Source organism: Kiloniellales bacterium (assembly GCA_030064845.1).
In the GTDB taxonomy this organism is placed as follows: domain Bacteria; phylum Pseudomonadota; class Alphaproteobacteria; order Kiloniellales; family JAKSDN01; genus JASJEC01.
Genome location: JASJEC010000005.1, coordinates 90985 through 112958, shown reverse-complemented (window position 1 = coordinate 112958; position 21974 = coordinate 90985). Strand labels below are relative to the sequence as shown.

At 68.2% G+C, this 21974-nt stretch carries 21 protein-coding genes; 7 read left to right on the top strand and 14 right to left on the bottom strand.

All coding sequences use genetic code 11. From position 1 onward, the window contains the following. Positions 1-101: 101 nt before the first annotated feature. The 3 genes from QNJ67_03420 to QNJ67_03410 form a co-directional block, all read right to left on the bottom strand. Positions 102-689, bottom strand: a complete 588-nt coding sequence (locus QNJ67_03420; protein MDJ0607999.1) for a GNAT family N-acetyltransferase — start codon at positions 687-689, stop codon at positions 102-104. A gap of 233 nt (positions 690-922) precedes the next feature. After that, a complete protein-coding gene (locus QNJ67_03415) occupies positions 923-3031 on the bottom strand; it encodes a pyridoxamine 5'-phosphate oxidase family protein (GenBank protein MDJ0607998.1) in 2109 nt (702 codons plus the stop codon). An 11-nt stretch (positions 3032-3042) separates the two neighbouring features. Then, positions 3043-3453 carry a VOC family protein gene (locus tag QNJ67_03410; protein MDJ0607997.1) on the bottom strand — a complete coding sequence of 137 codons (411 nt, stop codon included), beginning with the start codon at positions 3451-3453 and terminating at the stop codon, positions 3043-3045. A 146-nt stretch (positions 3454-3599) separates the two neighbouring features. Between QNJ67_03410 and QNJ67_03405 the strand changes: the two genes are divergently transcribed. Together QNJ67_03405 and QNJ67_03400 are read left to right on the top strand one after the other, a co-directional pair. Next, positions 3600-4505, top strand: coding sequence for a LysR family transcriptional regulator (locus QNJ67_03405; protein ID MDJ0607996.1), 906 nt, complete (start codon positions 3600-3602; stop codon positions 4503-4505). 148 nt (positions 4506-4653) lie between these two features. Then, on the top strand, positions 4654-5511 hold the full coding sequence (locus QNJ67_03400) for a hypothetical protein (protein MDJ0607995.1): 858 nt from the start codon (positions 4654-4656) through the stop codon (positions 5509-5511). A gap of 56 nt (positions 5512-5567) precedes the next feature. Here QNJ67_03400 and QNJ67_03395 read toward each other — a convergent pair whose 3' ends face one another. Then, positions 5568-6242 (bottom strand): alternative oxidase, encoded by a 675-nt coding sequence (locus QNJ67_03395; protein MDJ0607994.1) that lies wholly within the window; start codon positions 6240-6242, stop codon positions 5568-5570. 289 nt (positions 6243-6531) lie between these two features. After that, positions 6532-7365, bottom strand: a complete 834-nt coding sequence (locus tag QNJ67_03390) for a class I SAM-dependent methyltransferase (protein ID MDJ0607993.1) — start codon at positions 7363-7365, stop codon at positions 6532-6534. Between QNJ67_03390 and QNJ67_03385 the strand changes: the two genes are divergently transcribed. The 3 genes from QNJ67_03385 (at position 7364) to QNJ67_03375 (ending at position 9191) form a co-directional block, all read left to right on the top strand. Then, positions 7364-7498, top strand: coding sequence for a hypothetical protein (locus QNJ67_03385; GenBank protein ID MDJ0607992.1), 135 nt, complete (start codon positions 7364-7366; stop codon positions 7496-7498). The genes QNJ67_03390 and QNJ67_03385 overlap by 2 nt on opposite strands. An 86-nt stretch (positions 7499-7584) precedes the next feature. Continuing rightward, positions 7585-7779: a hypothetical protein gene (locus tag QNJ67_03380; GenBank protein ID MDJ0607991.1), complete on the top strand. Its 195-nt coding sequence runs from the start codon at positions 7585-7587 to the stop codon at positions 7777-7779. Next, a complete protein-coding gene (locus QNJ67_03375; protein ID MDJ0607990.1) occupies positions 7776-9191 on the top strand; it encodes an amidase in 1416 nt (471 codons plus the stop codon). Before QNJ67_03380 ends, QNJ67_03375 begins: the two co-directional genes overlap by 4 nt. 36 nt (positions 9192-9227) lie before the next feature. Here the strand turns inward: QNJ67_03375 and QNJ67_03370 are convergent, their stop codons facing one another. The 5 genes from QNJ67_03370 to QNJ67_03350 all read right to left on the bottom strand — a co-directional run bounded on the left by QNJ67_03370 (position 9228) and on the right by QNJ67_03350 (position 14841). Then, positions 9228-10844 carry an ABC transporter ATP-binding protein gene (locus QNJ67_03370; GenBank protein ID MDJ0607989.1) on the bottom strand — a complete coding sequence of 539 codons (1617 nt, stop codon included), beginning with the start codon at positions 10842-10844 and terminating at the stop codon, positions 9228-9230. Continuing rightward, the gene (locus QNJ67_03365; protein ID MDJ0607988.1) at positions 10841-11668 is read right to left on the bottom strand and encodes an ABC transporter permease; all 828 of its coding nucleotides are present in this window, start codon (positions 11666-11668) and stop codon (positions 10841-10843) included. Before QNJ67_03365 ends, QNJ67_03370 begins: the two co-directional genes overlap by 4 nt. Then, a complete protein-coding gene (locus QNJ67_03360) occupies positions 11665-12651 on the bottom strand; it encodes an ABC transporter permease (protein MDJ0607987.1) in 987 nt (328 codons plus the stop codon). The genes QNJ67_03365 and QNJ67_03360 overlap by 4 nt, the downstream gene beginning before the upstream one ends. Positions 12652-12746: 95 nt before the next feature. Next, positions 12747-14342 (bottom strand): ABC transporter substrate-binding protein, encoded by a 1596-nt coding sequence (locus QNJ67_03355; GenBank protein MDJ0607986.1) that lies wholly within the window; start codon positions 14340-14342, stop codon positions 12747-12749. A 196-nt stretch (positions 14343-14538) separates the two neighbouring features. Next, positions 14539-14841: a hypothetical protein gene (locus tag QNJ67_03350; GenBank protein MDJ0607985.1), complete on the bottom strand. Its 303-nt coding sequence runs from the start codon at positions 14839-14841 to the stop codon at positions 14539-14541. Between the two features lie 138 nt (positions 14842-14979). Here QNJ67_03350 and QNJ67_03345 point away from each other — a divergent pair, with 138 nt between their 5' ends. Both QNJ67_03345 and QNJ67_03340 read left to right on the top strand, forming a co-directional pair. Next, complete coding sequence (locus tag QNJ67_03345) at positions 14980-15669, top strand: pentapeptide repeat-containing protein (protein ID MDJ0607984.1); 690 nt, start codon at positions 14980-14982, stop codon at positions 15667-15669. A 77-nt stretch (positions 15670-15746) separates the two neighbouring features. Next, positions 15747-16490 (top strand): glycosyltransferase family A protein, encoded by a 744-nt coding sequence (locus QNJ67_03340; protein MDJ0607983.1) that lies wholly within the window; start codon positions 15747-15749, stop codon positions 16488-16490. Positions 16491-16689: 199 nt separating this feature from the next. Here the strand turns inward: QNJ67_03340 and QNJ67_03335 are convergent, their stop codons facing one another. The 4 genes from QNJ67_03335 to QNJ67_03320 form a co-directional block, all read right to left on the bottom strand. After that, entirely contained in the window at positions 16690-18282 is a 1593-nt protein-coding gene (locus tag QNJ67_03335; GenBank protein ID MDJ0607982.1) for an MFS transporter, read from the bottom strand. Then, on the bottom strand, positions 18279-19124 hold the full coding sequence (locus QNJ67_03330; protein ID MDJ0607981.1) for an efflux RND transporter periplasmic adaptor subunit: 846 nt from the start codon (positions 19122-19124) through the stop codon (positions 18279-18281). The genes QNJ67_03335 and QNJ67_03330 overlap by 4 nt, the downstream gene beginning before the upstream one ends. Positions 19125-19128: 4 nt before the next feature. Beyond that, the gene (locus tag QNJ67_03325; protein MDJ0607980.1) at positions 19129-21081 is read right to left on the bottom strand and encodes an amidohydrolase; all 1953 of its coding nucleotides are present in this window, start codon (positions 21079-21081) and stop codon (positions 19129-19131) included. A 66-nt stretch (positions 21082-21147) separates the two neighbouring features. Then, a complete protein-coding gene (locus QNJ67_03320) occupies positions 21148-21837 on the bottom strand; it encodes a hydrolase (protein MDJ0607979.1) in 690 nt (229 codons plus the stop codon). Positions 21838-21974 lie beyond the last annotated feature (137 nt).

The window sequence follows — 21974 nt, the reverse complement described above, 5'->3', positions numbered from 1 at the left end:
TCCCAGGGCGGCTCCTCGACGAAGCGGCTATCGGCGAGTAGGAAATGGCCTGGCCAGTCGGGCAGGTCCGAGGTGTTCCCACCGCGGCAGTTGCTCCCGGCTCATGGCTCTCCGAGCTCACGGCGGCGCCAGTCGAGCCAGTCGCCGCGCCGCGCGCGAAAGCCGGAAGTCTCGCCGGCATAGGCGCGGCGCAGGCCCTCGTCGATCATGCCGCTCTTACGCAGCACCCGCTGGGAGGCATGGTTGTCCGGATCGGTCACCGCGACCACCTCCTCGAGGGGCGTGTCCTCGAAGGCGAAGCGCAGCAGGCGCCGCGCCGTCTCCGTGGCGTAGCCCCGCCCCCAGGCGGACTTCTTCAGCAGGTAGCCGACCTCGATCTCGCCGTCCGGGATGTCGAGTCCGCCGACCAGGTCCCAGTTGGTGTCCTCCTCCTCGATCGGCAGCGGCAGGAGGACGGCGGTGCCCAGCTTCTCGCCGGTCTCGCGGCGGGTGACGCACCAGATGCCGATGCACCCGCCCCCGCCGCGGCGGACCGCGACCTGCATCTCGGCGACCACCCGCTCCCGCGCGAAGGGTTCAACCACGTAGCGCATGACCTCGGGATCGGTGAGCACTGCGAGGGCCACGTCCAGGTCGGACTCCGCGAGGGGCCGCAGCAGCAGGCGTTCGGTCGGGAGCTCCAGGTTCATACTGCGCCATCCAGGGGCGATGAACAGGCAGCGCAAGTCCTAGCCGATGCCGCCCTACCGCCGCAACGCGGGAATCACCGGACCCGCCCCGAGGCTAGAGCAGATCCAAGTTTGACGGAATCGCCGAAGGCGACCCGACAAATCCGGTGAATCTGCTCTAACAAATTGATATCGAGCGGATTCACATGTTCTTGCCGAAATCGCGAAGCATTTCCGTCAAGACATGATCCGCTCTAGAGAGCGAGCACGACTCCCTGGTCCTCGCCGCAGGAGGCGGCGCCGGCGCCGGGCCGCGGCGTCGCGCAGCAGATCAGCACCTCGTCGTCGGCTCTCGGCCCGCTCGGTTCCTCGAGGTAGTCGACCGCGCCGCAGAGCATGCGGGTCGCGCAGGTGCCGCAGACTCCGCTCCGGCAGGAGAAGGCCGGTGCCAGCCCCGCCTGCTCGGCCAGTTCCAGCAGCGTTCCCTTTTCCGGCGACCATTCGGCCTCGGACTCGGACTCGGCGAAACGCACGGCCACGGGTCCGTCGACCGTCTTCCCCGTGGCCGGCGGCCGCGCCGGCTCGGGGTCGTGCTTCAAGACCGTGGCAGGGCCGAAGGACTCGTAGTGGATCCGCTCATCCCGAATCCCCAGGCCGACCAGGCCGTCGTAGAGCGCCTGCATGAAGGCCGCCGGGCCGCAGAGGTAGAAGTCGTAGTCGTCCAGCGGCAGCAGCGATTTCAGCAGGCCGACGTCGACCCGTCCCTCGCTGTCGTGGCTCTCGCCGAGGCGGTCGCCGGGGCCGGGGTCGCTGAAACGGATGTGGGTCGTGAGGAAATCGTTCTCCTCGGCGAGCATCCGAAGACGCGCGCCGAAAGCCAGGAGCCCGCCGTTCCGCGCGCCGTGTACGAAGTAGGTCGGGCGTCGGTTCCGGGTGCGCGCCGCCTCCTGCACGATCGATTCCACCATGGCCATCATCGGCGTTATCCCCACCCCGCCGGAAATCAGCACCACGGGGCGTTCGCTCGCTCGGTCCAGCACGAAGTGGCCGCGCGGCGCCATGGCTTCGAGACGGAAGCCGGTCTCGACCCGGTCGTGCAGAAACTGGGAGACCAGCGCGTCGCCCCCCTCGCGCTTCACCGAGAGGCGATAGGTCTCGCCGTCGGGCGCCTGGGACACGGTGTAGGTGCGCAGCGCGGGCGAGTCCGTGCCCGGAAGCTGGACGCGGATCGGCAGGTACTGGCCCGGCTCGTAGCCGGCCGGGGCCTTGCCGTCGGCCCGGCGCAGGGTGAAGGACTTGATCGCCTGGCTCTCCTGCCTGATGTCGACAACGTCATAGGCGAGGTACTGGTTGCGCTCCCGCTCGGCCGCGATGGCCTCGGCGGCCCGCGCCCAACTTCCCGTATGGGCCAGCATGGGCGAATAGCTGTCGAAGTCGAAGCGGAGCGGCAGGCCGCCCTCGACCCGGATCACGGTCTCGGCGCGGAAGCGGATCAGGCGCTCGGCGCCGGTGAAGGCCTTGACCTCGTCGCCTTCCCAGACGATCTCCGCCGAACCGCTCATGGTGACGTAGTCGCCGGTCTCGAAATCGAGGAAAAGGAAGCCGGCCTTCGGGTTGAGCAGGATGTTGCCGACCGTGTTGAAATGGTTGTTGCCCGAGAAATCGGGAAACTCGAAGCCGCGGTCGTCCTCGATGCGCACGAAGCCCGGCTTGCCGCCGCGGTGCGAGACATCGGCCCCCTGGGTCGGCGTGTCAGGGTCTTCCGCGTAAGCCGTGGCGATGAACAGCGTATCGGCCGCTTCGATCAGGGCGCGGGTGCGCTCGTCGAAGCGGTCCGACCGAACGGGAGGCGGTGGCGCCGCGCCGCTCGCGCGATCTGGCCGCATCGAGACCGCGCGGGTCTGGATGTACTGCGGGCAGTTCCCGAAGGCCTGACCGACGGCGATCTCGAAGCCCTCCGGCCCGACCGAGGCGATCTTGCCGGTGATCCGGTTCCTGCGCCGCGTCTCGAGCTGGATGCCGAGAACTCCGACGTCGGCGCCGGGCTGCAGCGTCTCCTGCAGCGGATCGCCGGACAGGGGCGCCGCGGCAACGGCCAGGGTCCGCGCGTCGGGCGTCGAGACGAAGCCCGGCCCGCCGGCGACCAGCGAGGCCCAGGGCCTGCCCTGGCGGTCGACCGTGCCGAGCATTAGGAAGGGCAGCTCGCCATAGAAGTCGCGGTGCTGGTCGGGCATGTGGTCGCGCACCACGCGCCGGGCGAAGTCCTCGATCTTGTCACGGACTCCGAGCCGTTCCTGGACCTGCCGCTCTCCGGGGTGGAAGGGGGATGCTCCGTCGCTCGCCATGACGCTCTCCAGTTCCAAGTCATCCCGCCTCAGCCGGCGGGGGCGATGAACTCCATGCGGATGCCGCCGGGGATCGTGCACATCATGTGGCGGGTCGCCCCACCGCCCAGGGACTCCGGCGCGAACTCGACGGTGACGTCCGCGGTATCCGCCAGCTTTCCGTGCAGCGCGTCGAGCGCGCCGCCGTCCCCGACTTTTAGGGCGAAATGGTGCAGACCGATCACGTTCTTGCGGTCAAAGGGCACCGCCGTCTGCGGATTCTCCGCCTGCCACAGGGTGACCATCGTCGTGCCGTCGGTCAGAAAGACAGCGGGGTAATCCGCGACTTCGCCGACCTGGGAGAACCCGAGGGTCTCGATGAAGAACCCGCGGGTCGCAGGCAGATCGGGCACGGTGAGGCCGATGTGGTGGGCGCCTCGGGTAAGGGGTTCGCTCGACATAACTCAGCTCCTCTCCGGTTCTGCGCGGCCGGCGTGCGGGCCGCCGCGGCGGTTCGTTCGCGTTACGAGAAGAGACATGGCCCTTTCCACAAAGAATAGGAATAGGCATAGTTGGCAATTAATTATTCCAATTTGGGCAATAATCCATGGACCGGTTTCAGACCATGGCCGCCTTCGTCGCGGTCGCGGAAGAGAACGGCTTCGCGCCGGCGGCGCGCCGGCTCGGCATGTCCGCTCCTTCGGTCACCCGCGCGGTGTCGGCGCTCGAGGCGCGGCTCGGCGCGCGCCTGCTGTTCCGAACCACGCGCACGGTCGGACTGACCGAGGCGGGTCGGCGCTACCTCGCGGACTGCCGGCGAATCCTGGCCGAGGTCGCGGACGCGGACCGCCAGGCCGCCGGGATCCACGACGCGCCCAGCGGCCGCGTCACGGTGACCGCCTCCCTTCTGTTCGGCCGCGACATTCTGATGCCCATCCTGCTCGACCTCCTCGACCGCCATCCGGCGCTCTCGATCACCACGCTCTACCTGGACCGGGTCGTCCACCTGATGAACGAGGGCGTCGACGTGGCGATCAGGATCGCGGAACTCCCCGACTCCGGGCTCTCGGCGGTCCGCGTCGGCCAAGTGCGCCCGGTGCTCTGCGCGTCGCCGGCCTATCTGGCGGCGCGGGGAAGGCCCGAGGCACCGGAGGATCTCGGCGATCACGAGACGATCGATTTCATGCATCTCGCGACGGGCGGCGGCTGGAGCTTCCAGCAGGAGGGCCAGGGCCGGGCGGTGCGCACCGGGTCGCGCCTCCTGGTGAACTCGGCCGACGCGGCCATCCTCGCCGCCGAGGCGGGGCGCGGCATCACGCGGGTCCTGTCCTACATGATCGCCGATCAGCGCGCGCGCGGCACGCTGAAGACCCTGCTCGACGCCTACGCTCCGGCGCCGCTGCCAATTCACGTCGTGCACAAGGAGGCGGGCCAGACCTCGGCACGCGTCCGGGCCGTGGTCGACCACCTGGTCGAGCACCTGCGGAGCGCCGAGGTTCAGGCGCGCCTTTAAGCCTCGCAGCCGATCGAGAGTCGGGCACCGGGGCAAGATTCATCTAGGTGGGACGAACGGACTGGCGTTACTCTTCTAGCAGCGCCAACAGCAGGACTGGCCGAACCCGGTGTCTTGAACCACCGCCGCTTGAAAGGACGGCAAGGCCATGATCAATCCTGTGATGCTATCGTCGGACGCGCTCGGTGACGTGCTGCGCGACACCTACCTGCAGTATTTCAGGGACCAGAAGCCGGAGTATGCCGCCATCCTGGGCGGCGCAGCGCACCTCGTGCTGGAACGGATCGGCAATAGCGACGCGCTCTACCACAACGTCGAGCACACCATGATGGTCACGCTGGTCGGGCAGGACATTCTGCGCGGACACCTGCTGGTCACCCGCGTCACGCCGGAAGACTGGCTGCACTTCACCTTCGCGACGCTCGCCCACGACATCGGCTATGTCCGCGGGGTGTGCCGCGAGGATCGGGACGACAGCCTCGTAATCGACGAAAACGGCGGCCGGGTGACTCCGCCGCGCGGCGCCTCCGACGCCTTCCTGGGCCCCTATCACATCGAGCGGGGCAAGATCTACATGCGCGAACGACTCGGCCCCTCACCGTTCCTCGACGCGGAACGGATCGCCCGCGCCATCGAGTTGACCCGCTTCCCGATCCCCGACGACGAAGACCACCAGGAGACCGATACCGAGGCCGGTCTGGTGAGGGCGGCCGACCTGATCGGCCAGCTGGCCGACCCCTTCTATCACCGCAAGAACAATGCCCTGTTCCACGAGTTCGCCGAAATCGGCGTCAACGACGCGCTCGGGTACGAGACGCCGAGCGATCTGGCCGACGCCTATCCCGAGTTCTTTTGGAACAAGGTCGAGCCCTACATCCAGACCGCGCTGCACCTCCTGAACCTGACCACCGAGGGCAAGCAGTGGATCGCCCACCTCTACAGCAACGTCTTCCAGGTCGAGCATCGCACCCGCAAGATCGGGCCCTTCAACGGCCATAACGCTTGAAGCAGCGCGGCGTCGCCGGGCCGCTCGGATCGACCCGGCGAACGCGCCCTAACCTGTTAAGCGGCCGCCTTGTCGCGGCCGGCCTCGATCGGCACCACCTCGGCGCCGCCGCGCCCCGCCAGCGTGTCGGCGAAGCCGTGGTTGGCGTCGCGGTGCCCGGCCTCGTCTGCCCGCACTGCGATGACCACGTCGCGCAGCCTGGCGTCGCGCGCCAGCCCCCAATAGTCGATCGCGATCTGCGGCGCCGCGACGTTCTCGTGGCGGCCGGCGTCGATCTCCTCGAGGTACTGGGTGTAGCTGATCACGGCCTCCTCCTCGAAGTAACCGACGATGCGGTGCGCGGTCTTCGGCGAGAAGAGGTAGAGGAAGAAGTAGAGATTGTAGAACACCGCCTGGGTCAGCATGACCAGGACGCGCTCGAAGAGGCTCGGCTTGGCGATCTCGACGAAGGTCATGAGGTGCATGCGCTCGTTCTCGGCCTCGTCCAGCAGGGTGCGGATCCAGCCCCGGTCCTCGCGGATGTGCCTGAGGCAGCTCAGGTGCTGGAGCAGTCCGCCGACCATGCCGGGAACCGCCGCGACCGTCTCCAGGACGACGGCCCGGTGGCCATAGCGCTTGGCGAAGAAGAGATCGGCGAAGAAGCGGAGCAGCTTGACGAAACCGTAGGCGATGCGGTCGCTCGCCGAGCGGGGCCTGTAGTGGCTGTTGAGGTCCTTCGCGCTGGAGTCCATGGGCCGACTTTCCTTTCGGTCCGGTTGCGATTACAGACGCGAAGAAACCCTGCCGGTCGGCGCTTCTTGATCGGCGCCGATCCCGTTTTAGCTCATATAATCATTGGCTTGCAGGCTTTCCAGAGCCTTGCGGCAGGTTCGGAACCGGCGCTAGAGCGGATCATGTTTAGATGGAACCACTTCGTGGTTGCTAACTAAACATGTGAATCCGCTCTACGACATAGGTTTAGAGCAGATTCACCGGGTTTGATGGATCGCCTCCGGCGATTCAGTCAAACCCGGATCTGCTCTAGCCGGTTTTCCGCGCGATCATCTCGACCGGCGTGATGCGGCCGGCCGTTATGTTCTCGACCATGTTGCGGATCTTGACCGGCGCGCTCTCGCCCATGACCAGATGGAGGCCGAGCGGCGGCGGTCCGCCGGCGGCCTCGGTCTTCTTTCTCAAGGTGGCGAAGAAGTCGAGCGCGAAGCCGCGGCGCTCCCGTTCCGCGACGATGGCGAAGCCGGCCCCGGCCAGGGCCTGCCGGTAGGTCTCGGGACCGGCCAGGGCGCTGGTCTCCGGCGTCGCGGCCCAGGGCACGGGGTAGCTGAGCGGCTCGTCACTCGTGGCCATGACGTCGTAGACGCCGAACAGCCCGCCCGGCCGGGTGACCCGCGCGACCTCGGCGAAGAGCGCCTCCTTGTCGGCGATGTTCATGCCGACATGCAGCATGTAGGCCGCGTCGAAAGCCGCGTCCTCGAAGCCCGTCGTCAGCGCGCTGCCCTGGTGCAGCGCGACCCGCTCGTCGAGGCCGACCCAGCCGGTCAGGACCCGACCGGTCTCGACGAAGGCCGCCGTCAGGTCGATCCCGGTCACCCGCGCCCCCCAGCGCTGGGCGGTGTAGCGCGCCGGACCGCCGAGGCCCGACCCCACGTCGAGCACGTGATCTTCCGCGCTCAGGCCGAGCTGGCCGAGGAAGTCCTCGGAAGCCTGGCGCCCGCCGATATGGAACTCGTCGACCGGCGCGAGATCCTCGATGGTCGCCGCTTTCGGCGCTTTGCCGCTGCGCTCCAGACCCTCGCGGATCGCCGCGACCAGGCCTTCGGCCTCGTAGTGCGCGGCGACAATCGCTTCCTTCGCCATGACCGCTCTCCCCTTCGAACGGCACATTCTAGAGCGGATCTACCTCCCCGTCCGCGCCGAATTCACCGTCGAGCACGAGCTGGGCAACGGGGAAGAGGAGATCGAGTTCCAGGTCAAGTGGTCGAACGGCTAAGCGCGACGGCGGCGACCGGCTTTCCGCTTCCGCGTTCCTCCGCTACGGCTTAGGCTCGAAGTCCAGGAATCGGGCAGGAGTTGGCCATGAGCGCCAAGGACTGGGAAGAGCTACTCGCGGCCCAGAGCGTGTCGCGCAAGAAGATCGCCGACGCCAAGCGGGCCGCGCGACGAATGACGGAAGCGCTCGAGGGCGTTGACTTCAGCCCGGAAGATCCGCTCGCTCCGGAGGAGTTCCCTCTGATCCTCACGTCTCGCCTGCGGGAGCAGAAGACGCCGTGACCCTCGGCCTGACGATCGAGGAACAGGCGGCGGGCCTGCGGGCCGGCGCCCTGACCGCGTCGGACCTGACGGCAAGGACGATCGAGGGGCTGGAAGGCCTAGGCCGGCGGCTGAACGCCCTGGCGCGCACCGAACCGGACCACGCTCTGGCGGCCGCCGCCCGGCGGGAAACAGGAGGAGGCGCGGCAAGCCCTCCCCTGTCCGGCATCCCACTGGCCCACAAGGATCTCTACCTTCGCGAGGGGTGGACTATCGAAGCGGGCTCCCGTCTTCTCGAGGGCGTGCGGGCGCGGGACACCGCCCAGGTCTGCCGGCGGCTCGACCAGGCCGGCGCGATCGATTGCGGCCGGCTGAACACGGTCGAGTTCGGCCTCGGCACCACTGGGCACAACGAGATCACGGGCCATGTCCGCAATCCCTGGAACCCCGATTACGTCACCGGCGGCTCCTCCAGCGGCTCGGCCGCCTCGGTCGCCGCCGGCCTGCTGCCCGCGGCCCTGGGCTCGGACACCGGCGGCTCGGTGCGTCTGCCGGCCGCCGCCTGCGGGCTGGTCGGTCTCAAGCCCACTTCCGGCCTGCTCGGCCGCTCCGGCGTGATCCCGCTGTCCCACAGCCTCGATACCGTTGGGCCCTTGACCCGGACCGTGCGCGACTGCGCGATCGTGCTTCAGGCCATCGCCGGCCACGACCCCCAAGATCCGGCCTCCGCCAGGGTCGAGATCCCGGACTACCTCCTGGAGATCGAGGAAGGAATCGAGGGCCTGCGCCTCGGCGTTCCGGAAAACTACTTCCTCCGCCCGATCGACCGGGACGTCGCCGCGACTTTCGAAGTCGCGCGAAAGGCTTTGTCGGTGCTGGGCGCCCGCGAAAAAGGCGTGACCGTAGCGGAGGTCGCGCGCGCCAACCGCGTCGCAACGACCGTCATCGCCGTCGAGGGCGCGGCCGTGCACGGCGGCTGGCTGAAGGACCGGGCACAGGACTACGGGCCGCAAACCCTGGGCCGCTTGATGGCCGGTCTCTTCATCCCGGCCGAGGCCTATCTGCGCGCCCTGGAGTTTCGCCGCCGTTTCGCGCGCCAAACCCTGGAAGGCGTCTTCCGCGAGGTCGATCTCATTCTGACGCCGATGTGGCCGTACCGGCTGCCGACCATCGCGGAGTCGGACCTGAGCGGCAATCCGGGCTTCTCGGATTTCGTGATCGCCTCGGGCCATTGCTCTCGGCCGGTCAACCTGCTCGGCTTTCCCGCCATCACGCTGCCGGCCGGTTCCTGTTCCAACGGCCTTCCCATCGGCATCCAGCTGATCGGGCGTCCCTTCGAGGAAGCGCTGCTTCTGCGCGCCGCCCGGACCCTCGAGCGAGAGCTGCGCTTCTGGGACCGGAAACCGCCTGTCTCGGTCTGGAACGAGGGCTGACAACGCATTTTTACCCTCTCCCCTAGAAGAGTACTGTCAGTGCCGCCAGGCTTTGCCGGGCACCGAGTCGAGCAGCGCCCTGGTGTAGTCGTGCTGGGGATTGGCGAAGATCTCGGCGGTGGTGCCCCGTTCCACCAGTTCGCCGCTGCGCATGACCACGATTTGCTCGCAGACGTGGGCCGCGACGCGCAGGTCATGGGTGATGAAGAGCATGGAGAGCGACAGCTCCCGACGCAGCTCGTCGAGCAGGTCGAGCACCTGCTTCTGCACCGAGACGTCGAGCGCCGAGACCGGCTCGTCGGCGATGATCAGCCGGGGCCGGATGGCGAGCGCCCGGGCGATGCCGATGCGCTGGCGCTGGCCGCCGGAGAACTCATGGGGATAGCGGTCGGCGGCCGCAGGCTCCAGGCCGACCCGGCGCAGAAGCTCGCGGGCGTCTTCCCACGCCTTCTCTTTCGGCGTGCCCTGGATCGTCGGACCCAGGGCAATGATATCGCCCACTTTGTGGCGCGGGTTGAGCGAGGCGAAGGGGTCCTGGAAGACCATCTGCACGACCTTGCGGTATGGCCGCAAAGCCGTGCGGGAAAGGCGCGCGATATTGGCCCCGTTGAGCAGGATCTCGCCGCTCTCCGGCGTCTCCAGGCCGATGATGCAGCGCGCCAGGGTAGACTTGCCGGAGCCGGACTCGCCCACAACCGCTAGGGACGCGCCACTCTCCACCTCCAGGCTGACGTCGGCCACAGCGCGCACCGTCCGCCCGCGCTGACCGAAGAGCCCAGTGCGGCCCCCATAGGTCTTTTCCAAGTTGCGCACGACGAGGACAGGTTTGTCCTCTTCCTCGACACCGTCCTGGTCGCGCGGGACCAGGCTCGGCACCGCGGCAATCAAGGCCTTGGTGTAGTCGGCCTGGGGGTGGCTCAGGACCTGTTCCGCCGTCCCCTCCTCGACCAGCTTGCCGTGGCGCATGACGGCAACCCGGTCGGCGATCTCGGCGACCACGCCGAAGTCGTGGGTGATGAAGAGGATCGAGGTGCCGTGCTCGCGCTGCAGGCGCTTCATCAAGGAAAGGATCTGCGCCTGGGTGGTGACGTCGAGCGCCGTGGTCGGCTCGTCGGCGATGATGAGTGCGGGTTCGAGAGCCAAGGCCATGGCGATCATGACCCGCTGGCGCTGGCCGCCGGAAAGCTCGTGGGGATAGCTGTTGAGGAGCCGCGCCGGTTCGGGCAGGCGAACGTCATCGAACAGCGCGATCACCCGTTCGCGGCGCTCGGCGGGCTTGAGCTCCGTGTGCACCTCGAAGATCTCGTCGATCTGCCGGCCGACCTGCATCAGCGGATTGAGCGCGGTCATTGGCTCCTGGAAGATCATGGAGATGCGGCCGCCGCGCAGGTCGCGCATCTCCTCGTCGCCGAGATCGAGCAGATTGCGGTTTTCGAAGATGATCTTCCCGCCGGTCACACGGACGTGGGGCTCGGGCAGGAGGCGCAGGATCGCCTTGGACATGACCGACTTGCCCGAGCCGGACTCGCCGACGACGCAGAGGATCTCGTTCGGCCGGATCTGGAGCGAGACCTGCTCGACTGCGTGGGGCCGGTCGGACCAGCTCGGCAGCGCGACCGTGAGGTCGTCGATCGAGATGACGGAGCCGGTCATAGGTCGCGCAGCCTCGGGTTCAGGGCGTCGTTGAGGCCCTCTCCCACCAGGTTGATGCAGAGCACCGTGATCAGGATCGCCACGCCGGGAATGGTCACCAGCCACCAGGCGTCGCGCAGGAAGGAGCGTCCGGCCCCGACCATGAAGCCCCAGCTCATCAGATTGGGCGCGCCGAGGCCGAGGAAGGCGAGCGCGGACTCGGTGAGGATCGCGGTCGCGACCAGCAGCGAGCCGGTCACGATCAGCGGCGAGAGCGTGTTGGGAATGACCTGCTTGAAGAGGATGCCGCTATCGTTCTGGCCGGCGACCACGGCGGCCTGCACGAACTCGCGCGACTTCACGGAGAGCACCTCGCCGCGCACGACGCGGGCGATCGGCGGCCAGGACACCACGGCGATGGCGATGATCAGGCTGGCTGCCGAAGGGGTCAGGATGGCGACCAGCACAATGGCGAAGATGAAGGAAGGAATGGTCTGGAAGAACTCGGTCATGCGCATCAGGCCGTCGTCGACCAGCTTGCCGTAGTAGCCGGCCAGCGCGCCGACCAGGGCGCCGACGACGACCGCGCTCAAGGTCGCGATGATGGCGATCAGGAGCGAGGTGCGCGAGCCGTGGACCAGGCCGGCCAGCATGGAACGGCCCAGGGAGTCGGTACCGAAAAGGTATTCGCCGAAGGGCGGCAGGAAAGGCTGACCGACGATGGAGAAAGGATCTTCCGGCGAGATCAGCGGCGCCAGGATGGCGATCAGGGTGACGAAACCGAGCCAGATCAGGCCGAGCAGGACCCGCGGGTTGGTCAGGAAGCGCTGCCAGAAGGTCTTCATGACTCGATCCGGATCCGCGGGTCGAGGAAGACGTAGATGATGTCGACCACGAGATTGACGAAGACCACAAGGCAGGCCGAGAGGAAGAAGATCCCGAGCAGCAGGTTGTAGTCGCGCGAGAAGAGGGCGTCGAAGGCGAGCTGGCCCAGTCCCGGCCAGGCGAAAACGCTCTCGACCACGACCGAGCCGCCGAGCAGGCCGCCCGTCTGGACGCCGGCGACGGTGACGACCGGCAGCAGGGCATTGCGCAGCACGTGACGAAAGGTGATCTGCCGCTCGGTCAGGCCCTTGGCCCGGGCCGTCGTGACATAGTCCAGGCCGCGCTGCTCGAGCATGGTCGCGCGCATCAAGCGGGCATAGAGCGCGAGATAGAAGAGCGAAAGGGTGATCGAGGGCAGCACGAGATGGTGGGCGATATCGACCACCCGGTCCCAACCCTCGTAGAACTGGACCACGTCCTCCATGCCCGAGGTGGGGAACCAGTCGAGCCAGATCGAGAACACCAGGATCAGCATCAGACCGACCCAGAAGAGCGGCGTCGCATAGGCGATGATGGCCGCGACGGAAATGACGTGGTCGCGCCAGGTGCGCACCCAGAGCGCCGCGAAGAGTCCGGCCAGCACGCCGAACCCCAGAGACATGAAGAGCGTCGCGCCCATGAGGATCAGAGTCGGCCAGAGCCGCTCCAGCAGCAGGTCGGTGACGTCCATGCCGTGGCGGAAGGAAAAGCCCAGGTCGAAGACCGCGACGCTCTTGATGTAGAGCCAGAGCTGCACCAGCAGCGGCTGGTCGAGGCCGAAGCGCTTGCGCAGCTCGGCGATGTATTCCTCGGAGGCGCCGCCGGACTCCCCGGCCAGCACGGTCGCCAGGTCGCCCGGCGCGAGCTGCAGCATCAGGAAACAGAGGATCACCACCCCGATGATGACCGGGACGGCCTGAAAGATGCGCCTGGCGATGTACCGGAGAAGCCTGCTGCCTTGCATGGTCCGCCGCGGCTTAGGAGGAACGGGAGGCGAAAGGCATTGGCGGCGGCCCGCTGAAGGCCGCCGCCAAGCGCTTCATTCGCCTAGCCTTCTTCTTATTCGGTGTGAACCCGGTCGAAGTTCGAGTAGACCCCGAGCGGGCTGACGATGACGTCCTTGAACTTATTGTTGATCACCGTCGGGAAGTTCATCTCGTGGGTCCAGACGATCGGCTGCTCTTCGGCAACAATCTTCAGCGCCTCGGCGTAGAACCCGCTGCGCTTCTTGGGATCGGCCTCGACCGTCGCCTTGGCCAGGAGGTCGTCGACCCTGGGGTCCGACCAGCCGGAGCCGTTGGAGAAGACCCGGCCCTTGACGATCGCTTCGGAGACCACCGCGCGGTGCACGCCGACCACCGGATCCGACAGGTTGTAGAGGTAGTTGCCCGTCGTATCGAAGTCGTTGTCGGTGTAGGTCCGCTTGAGCCAGCGGGCGACGTCCTCCTGCCGGATCGTCACCTTGATGCCGATCTTGCCGAGCGCCTGGGCGATGTACTCGCCGAGGCGGGTCCACTCCTGGCCATAGGGCAGGCTGTCGTGCATCAGCTCGAAGCGGAAGCCGTCGGCGCCCTTCTTGTAGCCGGCCTCGTCGAGGATCTTGTTGGCGATCTCGACGCCGTTCTCGACCTGGTAGGTCTTGACGTCGCTGGTGTAGAGCCCGCCGGGCTCGAAGTTGGAGCTCATCGGGCCGGTCGCGGGCTTGCCGTAGCCGAACCAGATGTTGTCGATCAGAAACTGCCGGTCGATGGCATAGGCGATGGCCCGCCGCACGTTGGCGTCGTTGAGCGGCGCGCGACGGGTGTTGAGCAGGATCTCCGCCACCGGCGAGATCATCTCGTGGCCCTTGGTCGTAACCATCAGATCCGCGTTTGCCGCCAGCTTCTTGGCGTCGTTGAAGGGCACCGCGCCCATGGCCGCGAAGTGGGCCTCGCCCTTCTCGAGGGCGGCGGTCCGGGTCGAGGCGTCCGGGATGAAGCGGGCGACGATCCGGTCCAGATAGGGCTGGCCTTCCTTCCAGTAGTTCTCGTTCTTGTCGAGACGGATCAAGGTGCCCTTGCGCCACTCGACGAACTTGAAGGGGCCAGAGCCGATCGGCTTGTTGGCGTTCGGGTGGGCCCTGAGGTCGCCCGTGCCGTAGATGTGCTTCGGCAGGATCGGCGTCTCATAGCTGGAAAAGGCCATGATCATGTAGGGCGCCGGCTTCTCGAGCTTAAGCACGACCGTATGGTCGTCCGGCGTCTCGATCGCGGTGACCGACTTGAAGGTGTTGGGGCCGCGCGGGTGGGTCACCTTGGCGGCGTCCTCGATCGAGAACCTCACGTCCTCGGCGGTCAGCGGCTTGCCGTCATGGAACACCACGCCCTGCCTGAGCTTGAAGGTCAGGGTCAGGCCGTCGTCGGACAGGGTCCAGGACTCGGCCAAGCCGGGCTGCGGCTGCAGGTCGAGGTCGTACTCCAGCAGGCCGTCGAAGACCTTGGAGGTCACCATGCCGATCGGGCCCGAAGTCGAAAGATAAGAGGCCAGACTCGGCGGTTCCGGCTGCACCAGCATCACCATGGTGCCGCCGCCCTTGGCGCCGGCCGGCTGGGCCAAGGCCAGGCCGATCACGGCCACGAGGCCAAATAGGAATCCGGTCAGTTTCGGTCGTTTCACAGTTGTTACTCCCTGTTCTCAGGTTCTTGCCTCCACCGGCCGCGCACCGGGCGGCGGGGCAGCGTTTCTCCCGCGGCGAACCCTTTTTCTGAATGTTGGAATCGAGCCTAGCTCCAGTTCCGGCGGCTGGCAATTGGATAGCGGCGGCCTCCCGCCGTCTTCCAGGCTCTGGGCGCGAGCCGGGCAAGAAAGAAGTTCAGGCGGCGGTCAGGAACAGCATCCAGAAGACCGTGCCGACCCGCGCAAGTTCGGCCCGGTGGCGCGCGCCGGCATAGCGGTCGGCGCTCCGCCAAACGGCGACCACGGCCAGGATGTTGTAGGGCAGCGGGGCGCAGAAGGAGACGATCAGCCAGACCAGGGGCGCCTCCCTGATCAGCAGCAGCGTGAAGCAGAAGCTGGTAACCACGTTGAGCAGCAGGCCGTAGGAAACCGCATAGCTCCAAAAGGCCTCGCCCAGGGGAACCTCGCCCCCCCAGAGCTTCTTGATCAGCTGATTCAACCCAGGATCCCCCTTGCGGCCCCTTGGAACGGCGGCGCCCACAACAGTTATAAATAGGGTACAATCTGAAAATTAAAGGATCCCGGCGGCCATGTCGGGACGCAGTGGCGCCCCGGCCCCCGCCCAAGGGAGGCAGCCATGAAACCGAGACACCTCGCGCTCTTCCTGACCGCGGCCCTGACCGCCGCGGCGCTCCCGCCGCCGGCGACCGCCGGCTGCAGCGACCCGCCGGGACCGGGGGTCGACTGGAGCGGATGCGACAAGGCCGGCGTGAACCTTGCGCGCAGCGACCTCAGGGGCGCCAACCTCGCCGGTGCCGACCTGACCGGCGCCTACCTGCTGGAGACCGACCTGAGCGGAGGGCGCCTGGCCGACGCGACCCTGGCCCGCGCCGTGCTGCGCAAGGTGAACTTCCACGGCGCCGACCTGACCCGCTGCGACCTGCAGGGCGCCGACCTCAGCCGGGTCAGCCTGCGCCTGGCCAATCTGACCGGGGCGGACCTGAGCCGCGGCGCCTATCTGAACCGCGCCGACCTAAGCGGCGCGACCCTGTCAGGCGCCCGCCTCGACGGCGCGAACCTGGTCGAAACGGTCCTGAACGGGGCCGATCTCCGCCAGGTCGATCTCAGCCGGGCCCGGCTGATCGCCGCCAAGCTGGTGCGCAGCGACCTGCGCGGCGCGGACCTGCGCGAGGCCGACCTGACCGGGGCGGTGCTGATGGGCGCCGACCTGACCGGCGCGGACCTCGCCGGCGCCGACCTCTGGGGCACGGTGTGGACCGACGGCATGACCTGCGGCCAGGGCTCCAAGGGCGCCTGCAGGCCCTGAGGTCCATTTCTTAACAAGGCATAAAGCATTCCCGACTAGCCTCCGCCTGCCTGCGACGGCTCAGGGAAAGTCCTCAGATGCCCGGCGATCCGGACAACGCGGTTTCGGTCATCATCTGCAACTACAACTACGGCCGCTTTCTGGGCCAGGGCCTCGAGAGCCTGGCCAAGCAGAGCGAGCCGCCGCACGGCCTGATCATTGTCGACGACGGCAGCACCGACGACTCGCGCACCGTCGTGGTGGACTTCCTCTCGACCTGCGGCCGGCGCTTCGCCCAGCGCGACTTCCTGCGCAACGAACAGAACCTCGGCAAGCTGGCCAGCCTGAACCTGGCGGTGGAACGCCTGGTCACGCCGCTCGCGATGATCCTGGACGCCGACGATTTCCTGCCGGTCGATGCGATCGCGCGCCTGAAGGAACGCCTCCTGGCCGCGCGGCGCGAGAACCCCGCGGTCGGCTTCGCCTATTCCGACTCCCACCTGGTGGACGAGGCCGGCGCGGTGATCGGGCGGGGCAAGTCGGCGGACTGGTCGCGCGCGCTGCTCAAGACCCACAGCTACATACCCGAGTGCGCCCTGACCCTGAGCCGCGCGCTGCACCAGGCCGCGCCCTTCGACGAGTCGATCAGGGTCCACACCAAGCACCACAAGTGGACAAAGATCGCCGACCGCGGCTGGATCGGCCACTACGTCCCCGAGCCGCTGTTCAACTACCGCATGCACCAGAGCAACATCTCGGGCATCGGCAAGGCGGTCCTAAGCGAGGGCGACGCCGAGGGCCGCAAGGAGCGGCTGCTCTCGGGCTACTGGCGCACCGCCTGACCCGCTTTTCTCTTCCGTCGACCGGTCCGGCAGGCTTTTTGGAAGGCCTGGGGCCTTTGATCACGGTCATCCTTCGACAAGGGGCGAAGCCCGGCGCTGCGCGCGGATGAGGGTCAGTGCTTGAAAAAATTCACCCCTCACCCTGAGCTTGTCGAAGGGTGATGGTGCCGGCTGAGCACTTTTTCAGCACACAGTCAGGTCAGGTCACGAAGTGGCCGACGATCGGCTTGTGGTCCGGCTTCAGCAGTTCACCAATGCGCTCCTGGAGCGCCCGGTCCTCTTCCGTCACCCGTGTGTGGTGCCGCTTGTGATCGAGCCAAGAGGGCTCCCACCAGGTCTCCACGAAGCGCTCGGGCTCGGCGGCGTCCTGCATCAGGCTCCAGCGGAAGCCGCCGCCCCGCCGCCGGCTTCGGGCCAGCTCCGACATGAGATCGCGGAAGGCCGCCTCGTGCACTTCTCCGACGCGGTACTCGATCTGGATCATGACCGGGCCGTCGGCCGGCCCCTCCCCCGCCAGCACAGGTTCGGGCCAGTGCATCGAGGGCGCATGGTCGAGCTTCTCCCCCTGCCCGAGGCGGGCCCGCCAGGTGAGCGGAATCAGCGCCACGGCGCCGGCGGCGGCGGCGAGCAGCGCCACCGGGATTCCCCAGATCGCGGCCACCTGGCCCCAGAGCAGGCTGCCCGCGGACATGCTGCCGAAGAAGACGGTGAGGAAAATCGAGAGGCCGCGGGCTCGGACCCAGTCGGGCAGCGCCGTCTGCGCCGAGACGTTCAGGCTCGACAGGACGGCGATCCAGGAGAGCCCCGCCAGCGCGGCGGCGAAGACCGCGACGACCGGGTCCGGCAGGACCGCGAGGATGATCAGGACGCCGGCGGTGCCGAGCGTCCCCGCCGACACCGTCCGGTCCGGCCCCAGGCGCCCCTTGACCGCAGGCAGCAGGAAGGCGCCGCCGACCGCGCCCGCGCCGACTGCCGCCAGCAGCGTGCCGTAGAGGGTCGGGCCGCCGGCCAGGACCGTCCGGGCGATCAGCGGCAGCATGGCCCAGAAGGCGCTCGCAAAGACGAAGAAGGCCGCGGCGCGCAGCAGCGTCGCCTTGAGCGGCGGGCTGTTCAGCGCATAGCGCAGGCCGCCGCGGATCGCCGCGAAAACCTGCTCGGCGGGCAATCCGCTTGTCGTGTTCGGTGCGGGCCGCCACCACCAGAGCGCCGCGATGATGCCGAGGAAGGAGAGCGCGTTGACCAGGAAGGGCGCGGCCAGGCCCGCCCCGACGATCAGGAAGCCGGCCAGCGCCGGCCCGATCGCCCGGCTGACGTTGATGCCCATGGAGTTCAGCGAGATCGCCGCCGTCAGCTCGCCGCGCGGCACCAGGCTGGGCACTATGGCCTGCCAGGCCGGCGCCATGAAGGCCGCGCCGGTGCCGAGCAGGAAGGTGAAGGCGAGCAGCAGGAGCGGCGTGACCAGCTCGAGCGCCACCAGGGCAGTCAGCAGGGCCGCCGCCGCCGCCATCCCGGCGTTCACCCAGATCAGCAGGCGGCGCCGGTCGACGATGTCCGCGACCGCCCCGGCGAGCAGCGCGAAGAGGAAGATCGGCAGGGTGGTCGCCGCCTGCACGGCGGCCACGATCAGCGGCGAGGGCGACAGCTCGGTCATCAGCCAGCCGGCGCCGACATCGTGCATCCAGGTCCCGACGTTCGATGCGACCGTGGCGACCCACAGCAGGGCGAAGGCGCGGTGCCGGAAGGGCGCCATCGCCGAGGGCGATTCGGCCGCCGCCGCCCCCGGCGCGCTCATTGCGAGGCGTCCTTGGGCGCCGCGATATCGGAGAGCACCGTGACCGCCATGCCCGGGCGCAGGATGGCGTTCGGGTTGGGAACGCTGGTCCAGACGGTCAGGCTGCCGTCCCTTTCGTCGATGCTGGCCGAGGCGAAGTCCGGCTTGGCGTCGTGGGGGTAAACCCGTCCGCCGGGCAGCAGGACCGTCAGCTTTATGTTCTGGAACAGCGCCTCGATCGTCTCGGCGCCGGTTCTCTCCAGGGTCTCCAGGCGGACCGCGTAGGGCACCCGGTAGGCGATCAGCGCCGGGTCGATCTGGATGATCTCGCCCAGAGGCGGGCCGGCCTCGGCCTCGACGAAGGCGCCGAGCGCCGTCAGGGGGCGGCCGGCGAAGCCGTCGACCGGCGCCCTGATCGTCGCGTGGCGCAGGTCGAGTTGGGTGCGTTTCAACGCGACGCGCGCCGCCTCGAGCTCCGCCGCCGTCTGCTTCAGGCCCGCCTCGGTCTGGTCGGCGCGCGCCTCGGTGGCGACGCCTCGGGTCTCGAGCGCCCGCACCCGCTCCGCCTCGCGCCGCGCCAGGAAGTGGGCCGCCTCGGCGCGGGACACCTCGGCCTCGGCCGCCGCGACCGCGAGCTCGAGATCCTCGGCGTCGAGCCGGATCATCGGCGTCCCGGCGGTGACGCGCTCGCCGCCCGAGAAGAGGATCTCGGCGACGACCCCGTTCAGCCGGCTCGACAGCTCGGCCCTCTTGTAGGCCTCGACCCTGCCATCGAAGGTGAGGGGCTCGGCCATGGCGGGCGCGGCGAGCCAGCAGAGTATGGCGATGGCCGCGCTGAGGGCGCGGCCGCGCGAGGTCATCATGGCTCTACACCGCGAAGCAGGAGCAGCCCAGCGCGCCCCAGAAGCTCTTGGCGTCCGAAACCGGCAGGGGCGTCGCCCAGGCGATGCCGTGGTCGTGGCCGTGGACGCCGCAGTGATTGCCGCAGCCCTCGTGGCAGGCCCTTGCGTACTGGGGCGCCTGGGCCTCCGCGCGCTGGCCCGGGCTGGCCTCGGTGTTGACCGGCGACCAGGACGGCGAGGCGGGCGGCAGCGGCGGCGCCAGGTCGGCAAACTCGTCCTCGCCGTAGACGACCTTGCCGCCGACCAGGGTCATGACGCTGTTGATCCGGCGGATCTCCTCCGGCGGCACGGCCATATAGTCGGCCGAGAGCACCGCGAGGTCGGCGTAGCGGCCGGGCGCCAGGGTGCCCTTGACGTCGGCCTCGCCCGAGAACCAGGCCGATCCCTCGGTCCAGAGGCCGAGCGCCTCCTCGCGCGTCAGCACGTTGGACTCGCCGTAGAGCGGCATGCCGCCCAGGGTCTTGCCGGTGGTCATCCAGTAAAGCCCGACCCAGGGGTCGTAGCTCGCCACGCGAGTCGCGTCGGTGCCGGCGCCGACCGGCACGCCGAACTCGAGCATGCGGCGGACCGGCGGCGTCAGCTGGGCCGCCTCGGCCCCATAGCGCTCGACGAAGTACTCGCCCTGGAAGGCCATGCGGTGCTGGATCGCGATGCCGCCGCCCAGCGCCTTGATGCGCTCGATGTTGCGCGGGCTGATTGTCTCGGCGTGGTCGATGATGAAGCGGGTCTCGAAGGGCTGGCGGCCGTTGACCCGCTCGAACACCGAGAGGAAGCGGTCGATCGACTCGTCGTAGGTGGCGTGGATCCGGAACGGCCACTTGTTGGTCGCCAGCAGCTCGACGATCGGCTCCAGCTCGCTCTCCATGGTTGGCGCCAGATCCGGGCGCGGCTCCAGGAAATTCTCGAAGTCGGCCGCCGACCAGGTCAGGTTCTCGCCGGCGCCGTTCATGCGCAGCATGGCCGATCCCGCGCCCGGCTCGGTCATGGCGACCCAGCGCTCGTAGTCGGAGAGCTCGCTGCCGGCCTTCTGGGCGAAGAGATTGTAGGCGACCCGCACGGTCAGCTGGCCGTCGTCGTGCAGCCGCTGGATGACGTCGTAGTCCTCCGGGAAGTTCTGGCCGCCGCCGCCGGCGTCGATCACCGAGGTGATGCCCAGGCGGTTCATCTCCCGCATGTAGTGCCGGGTCGAGTTGATCTGGTCGTCCAGCGGCAGGGTGGGGCCGCGCGCCAGGGTCGAATAGAGGATCAGGGCGGAGGGCTTGGCAATCAGCAGGCCGGTCGGGCGTCCCTGGGCATCACGCTGGATCTCGCCGCCCGGCGGGTTCGGCGTGTTCTGGTCGAAGCCGAGCGCCTGGAGCGCCGCCTGGTTGAGCAGCGCCCGGCCGTAGAGGTGCAGGATGAAGACCGGCGTATCGGGCGATACCGCGTTGATCTCGTCCAGGGTCGGCATGCGGCGCTCGGCGAACTGGAACTCCGACCAGCCGCCGACCACCCTGACCCACTGGGGCGCCGGGGTGCGCGCGGCCTGGTCCTTCAGCATCCGGAGCGCGTCGGCGACCGAAGGCACGTTCTCCCAGCGCAGCTCCATGTTGTAGTTCAGCCCGCCGCGGATCAGGTGGGTGTGGCTGTCGTTGAGGCCTGGGATCACCCGCCGGCCGGCTAAGTCGATCACCGCGGTCGCACCGCCGGCGAGGCTCATGACCTCCCCGTCGCTGCCGGTCGCCGTGATCAGGCCGTCCTTGATCGCGAGAGCCTGGACCTCCGGATAGCGCGGGTCGAGGGTCGTTATGCGTCCTCGCTTGAGGATCAGGTCGGGGGCTTCGGACAAGAGCTGGCTCCATACTAGCTTGGGCGACAGGGCCGCGAGGCCGGAAGTGGCGGCGAGCCCCTGGACGACGCGGCGTCGGGGAAAGGTCATCCCTCGATCTCCAGGTGAGAAGCGCCCGGCGCGTCCCGCAGGGGGCGGCCGGGCGCGTTAAGGCAACTACTCGGCGGCGATCGGCGCGGCCACGGGATCGATGCGGTCGCCGTGCCTGGCACGCTCCGGCGCCTTGTGGACCATGGTGTAGGCGTAGTCGACGCCCATGCCGTAGGCACCGGAGTGCTCCCGCACCAGATCCATCACGGCGTCGTAGGTGTCGCGCTTGGCCCAGTCGCGCTGCCACTCGAGCAGGACCTGCTGCCAGGTCACCGGCACCACGCCGGCCTGAATCATGCGCTGCATGGCGTAGTCGTGGGCTTCCTGGGTGGTGCCGCCCGAGGCGTCGGCGACCATGTAGATCTCGTAGCCGCCCTCGGCCATGGCGGAGAAGGCGAAGGAGTTGTTGCAGACCTCGGTCCAAAGGCCGGAGACCACGACCTTCTTCTGGCCGTTCTCGGCCAGGGCGTCCCGCACCTTCTGGTCATCCCAGGAGTTCATGGAGGTGCGCTCGAGCAGCGGATGATCCGGGAAGACCTCGAGCAGCTCGGGGAAGGTGTGGCCGGAGAAGCTGTCGGTCTCGACCGTGGTGATGATGGTCGGGATTTCGAAGATCTTGGCGGACTTGGCCAGGGCGACCACGTTGTTCTTCAGGGTCTGGCGGTCTATTGACTGCACGCCGAAAGCCATCTGCGGCTGCTGGTCGATGAAGATCAGCTGGCAGTTGGTCGGGGAAAGAAGCTCGGGCTTGGTCATTGGGCGGTTCTCCTCCATGCTTGACCGTGGTGGGGGGCGGCCGTTACTCGGACGACCGGGATGTGGGTCGGCCCGGCCGGGCGATCTTGCACCGGCTTGCGGCCGGTTTTGTCCCGGCTTGCTGCCGCCCGCTTGCG

Coding starts and splice junctions, on each gene's coding strand:
- QNJ67_03420 (MDJ0607999.1), bottom strand. CDS start 689: ATGAACCTGGAGCTCCCGACCGAACGCCTGCTGCTGCGGCCCCTCGCG.
- QNJ67_03410 (MDJ0607997.1), bottom strand. CDS start 3,453: ATGTCGAGCGAACCCCTTACCCGAGGCGCCCACCACATCGGCCTCACC.
- QNJ67_03405 (MDJ0607996.1), top strand. CDS start 3,600: ATGGACCGGTTTCAGACCATGGCCGCCTTCGTCGCGGTCGCGGAAGAG.
- QNJ67_03400 (MDJ0607995.1), top strand. CDS start 4,654: ATGATCAATCCTGTGATGCTATCGTCGGACGCGCTCGGTGACGTGCTG.
- QNJ67_03395 (MDJ0607994.1), bottom strand. CDS start 6,242: ATGGACTCCAGCGCGAAGGACCTCAACAGCCACTACAGGCCCCGCTCG.
- QNJ67_03385 (MDJ0607992.1), top strand. CDS start 7,364: ATGACCGCTCTCCCCTTCGAACGGCACATTCTAGAGCGGATCTACCTC.
- QNJ67_03390 (MDJ0607993.1), bottom strand. CDS start 7,365: ATGGCGAAGGAAGCGATTGTCGCCGCGCACTACGAGGCCGAAGGCCTG.
- QNJ67_03380 (MDJ0607991.1), top strand. CDS start 7,585: ATGAGCGCCAAGGACTGGGAAGAGCTACTCGCGGCCCAGAGCGTGTCG.
- QNJ67_03370 (MDJ0607989.1), bottom strand. CDS start 10,844: ATGACCGGCTCCGTCATCTCGATCGACGACCTCACGGTCGCGCTGCCG.
- QNJ67_03365 (MDJ0607988.1), bottom strand. CDS start 11,668: ATGAAGACCTTCTGGCAGCGCTTCCTGACCAACCCGCGGGTCCTGCTC.
- QNJ67_03360 (MDJ0607987.1), bottom strand. CDS start 12,651: ATGCAAGGCAGCAGGCTTCTCCGGTACATCGCCAGGCGCATCTTTCAG.
- QNJ67_03345 (MDJ0607984.1), top strand. CDS start 14,980: ATGAAACCGAGACACCTCGCGCTCTTCCTGACCGCGGCCCTGACCGCC.
- QNJ67_03340 (MDJ0607983.1), top strand. CDS start 15,747: ATGCCCGGCGATCCGGACAACGCGGTTTCGGTCATCATCTGCAACTAC.
- QNJ67_03335 (MDJ0607982.1), bottom strand. CDS start 18,282: ATGAGCGCGCCGGGGGCGGCGGCGGCCGAATCGCCCTCGGCGATGGCG.
- QNJ67_03330 (MDJ0607981.1), bottom strand. CDS start 19,124: ATGATGACCTCGCGCGGCCGCGCCCTCAGCGCGGCCATCGCCATACTC.
- QNJ67_03325 (MDJ0607980.1), bottom strand. CDS start 21,081: ATGACCTTTCCCCGACGCCGCGTCGTCCAGGGGCTCGCCGCCACTTCC.
- QNJ67_03320 (MDJ0607979.1), bottom strand. CDS start 21,837: ATGACCAAGCCCGAGCTTCTTTCCCCGACCAACTGCCAGCTGATCTTC.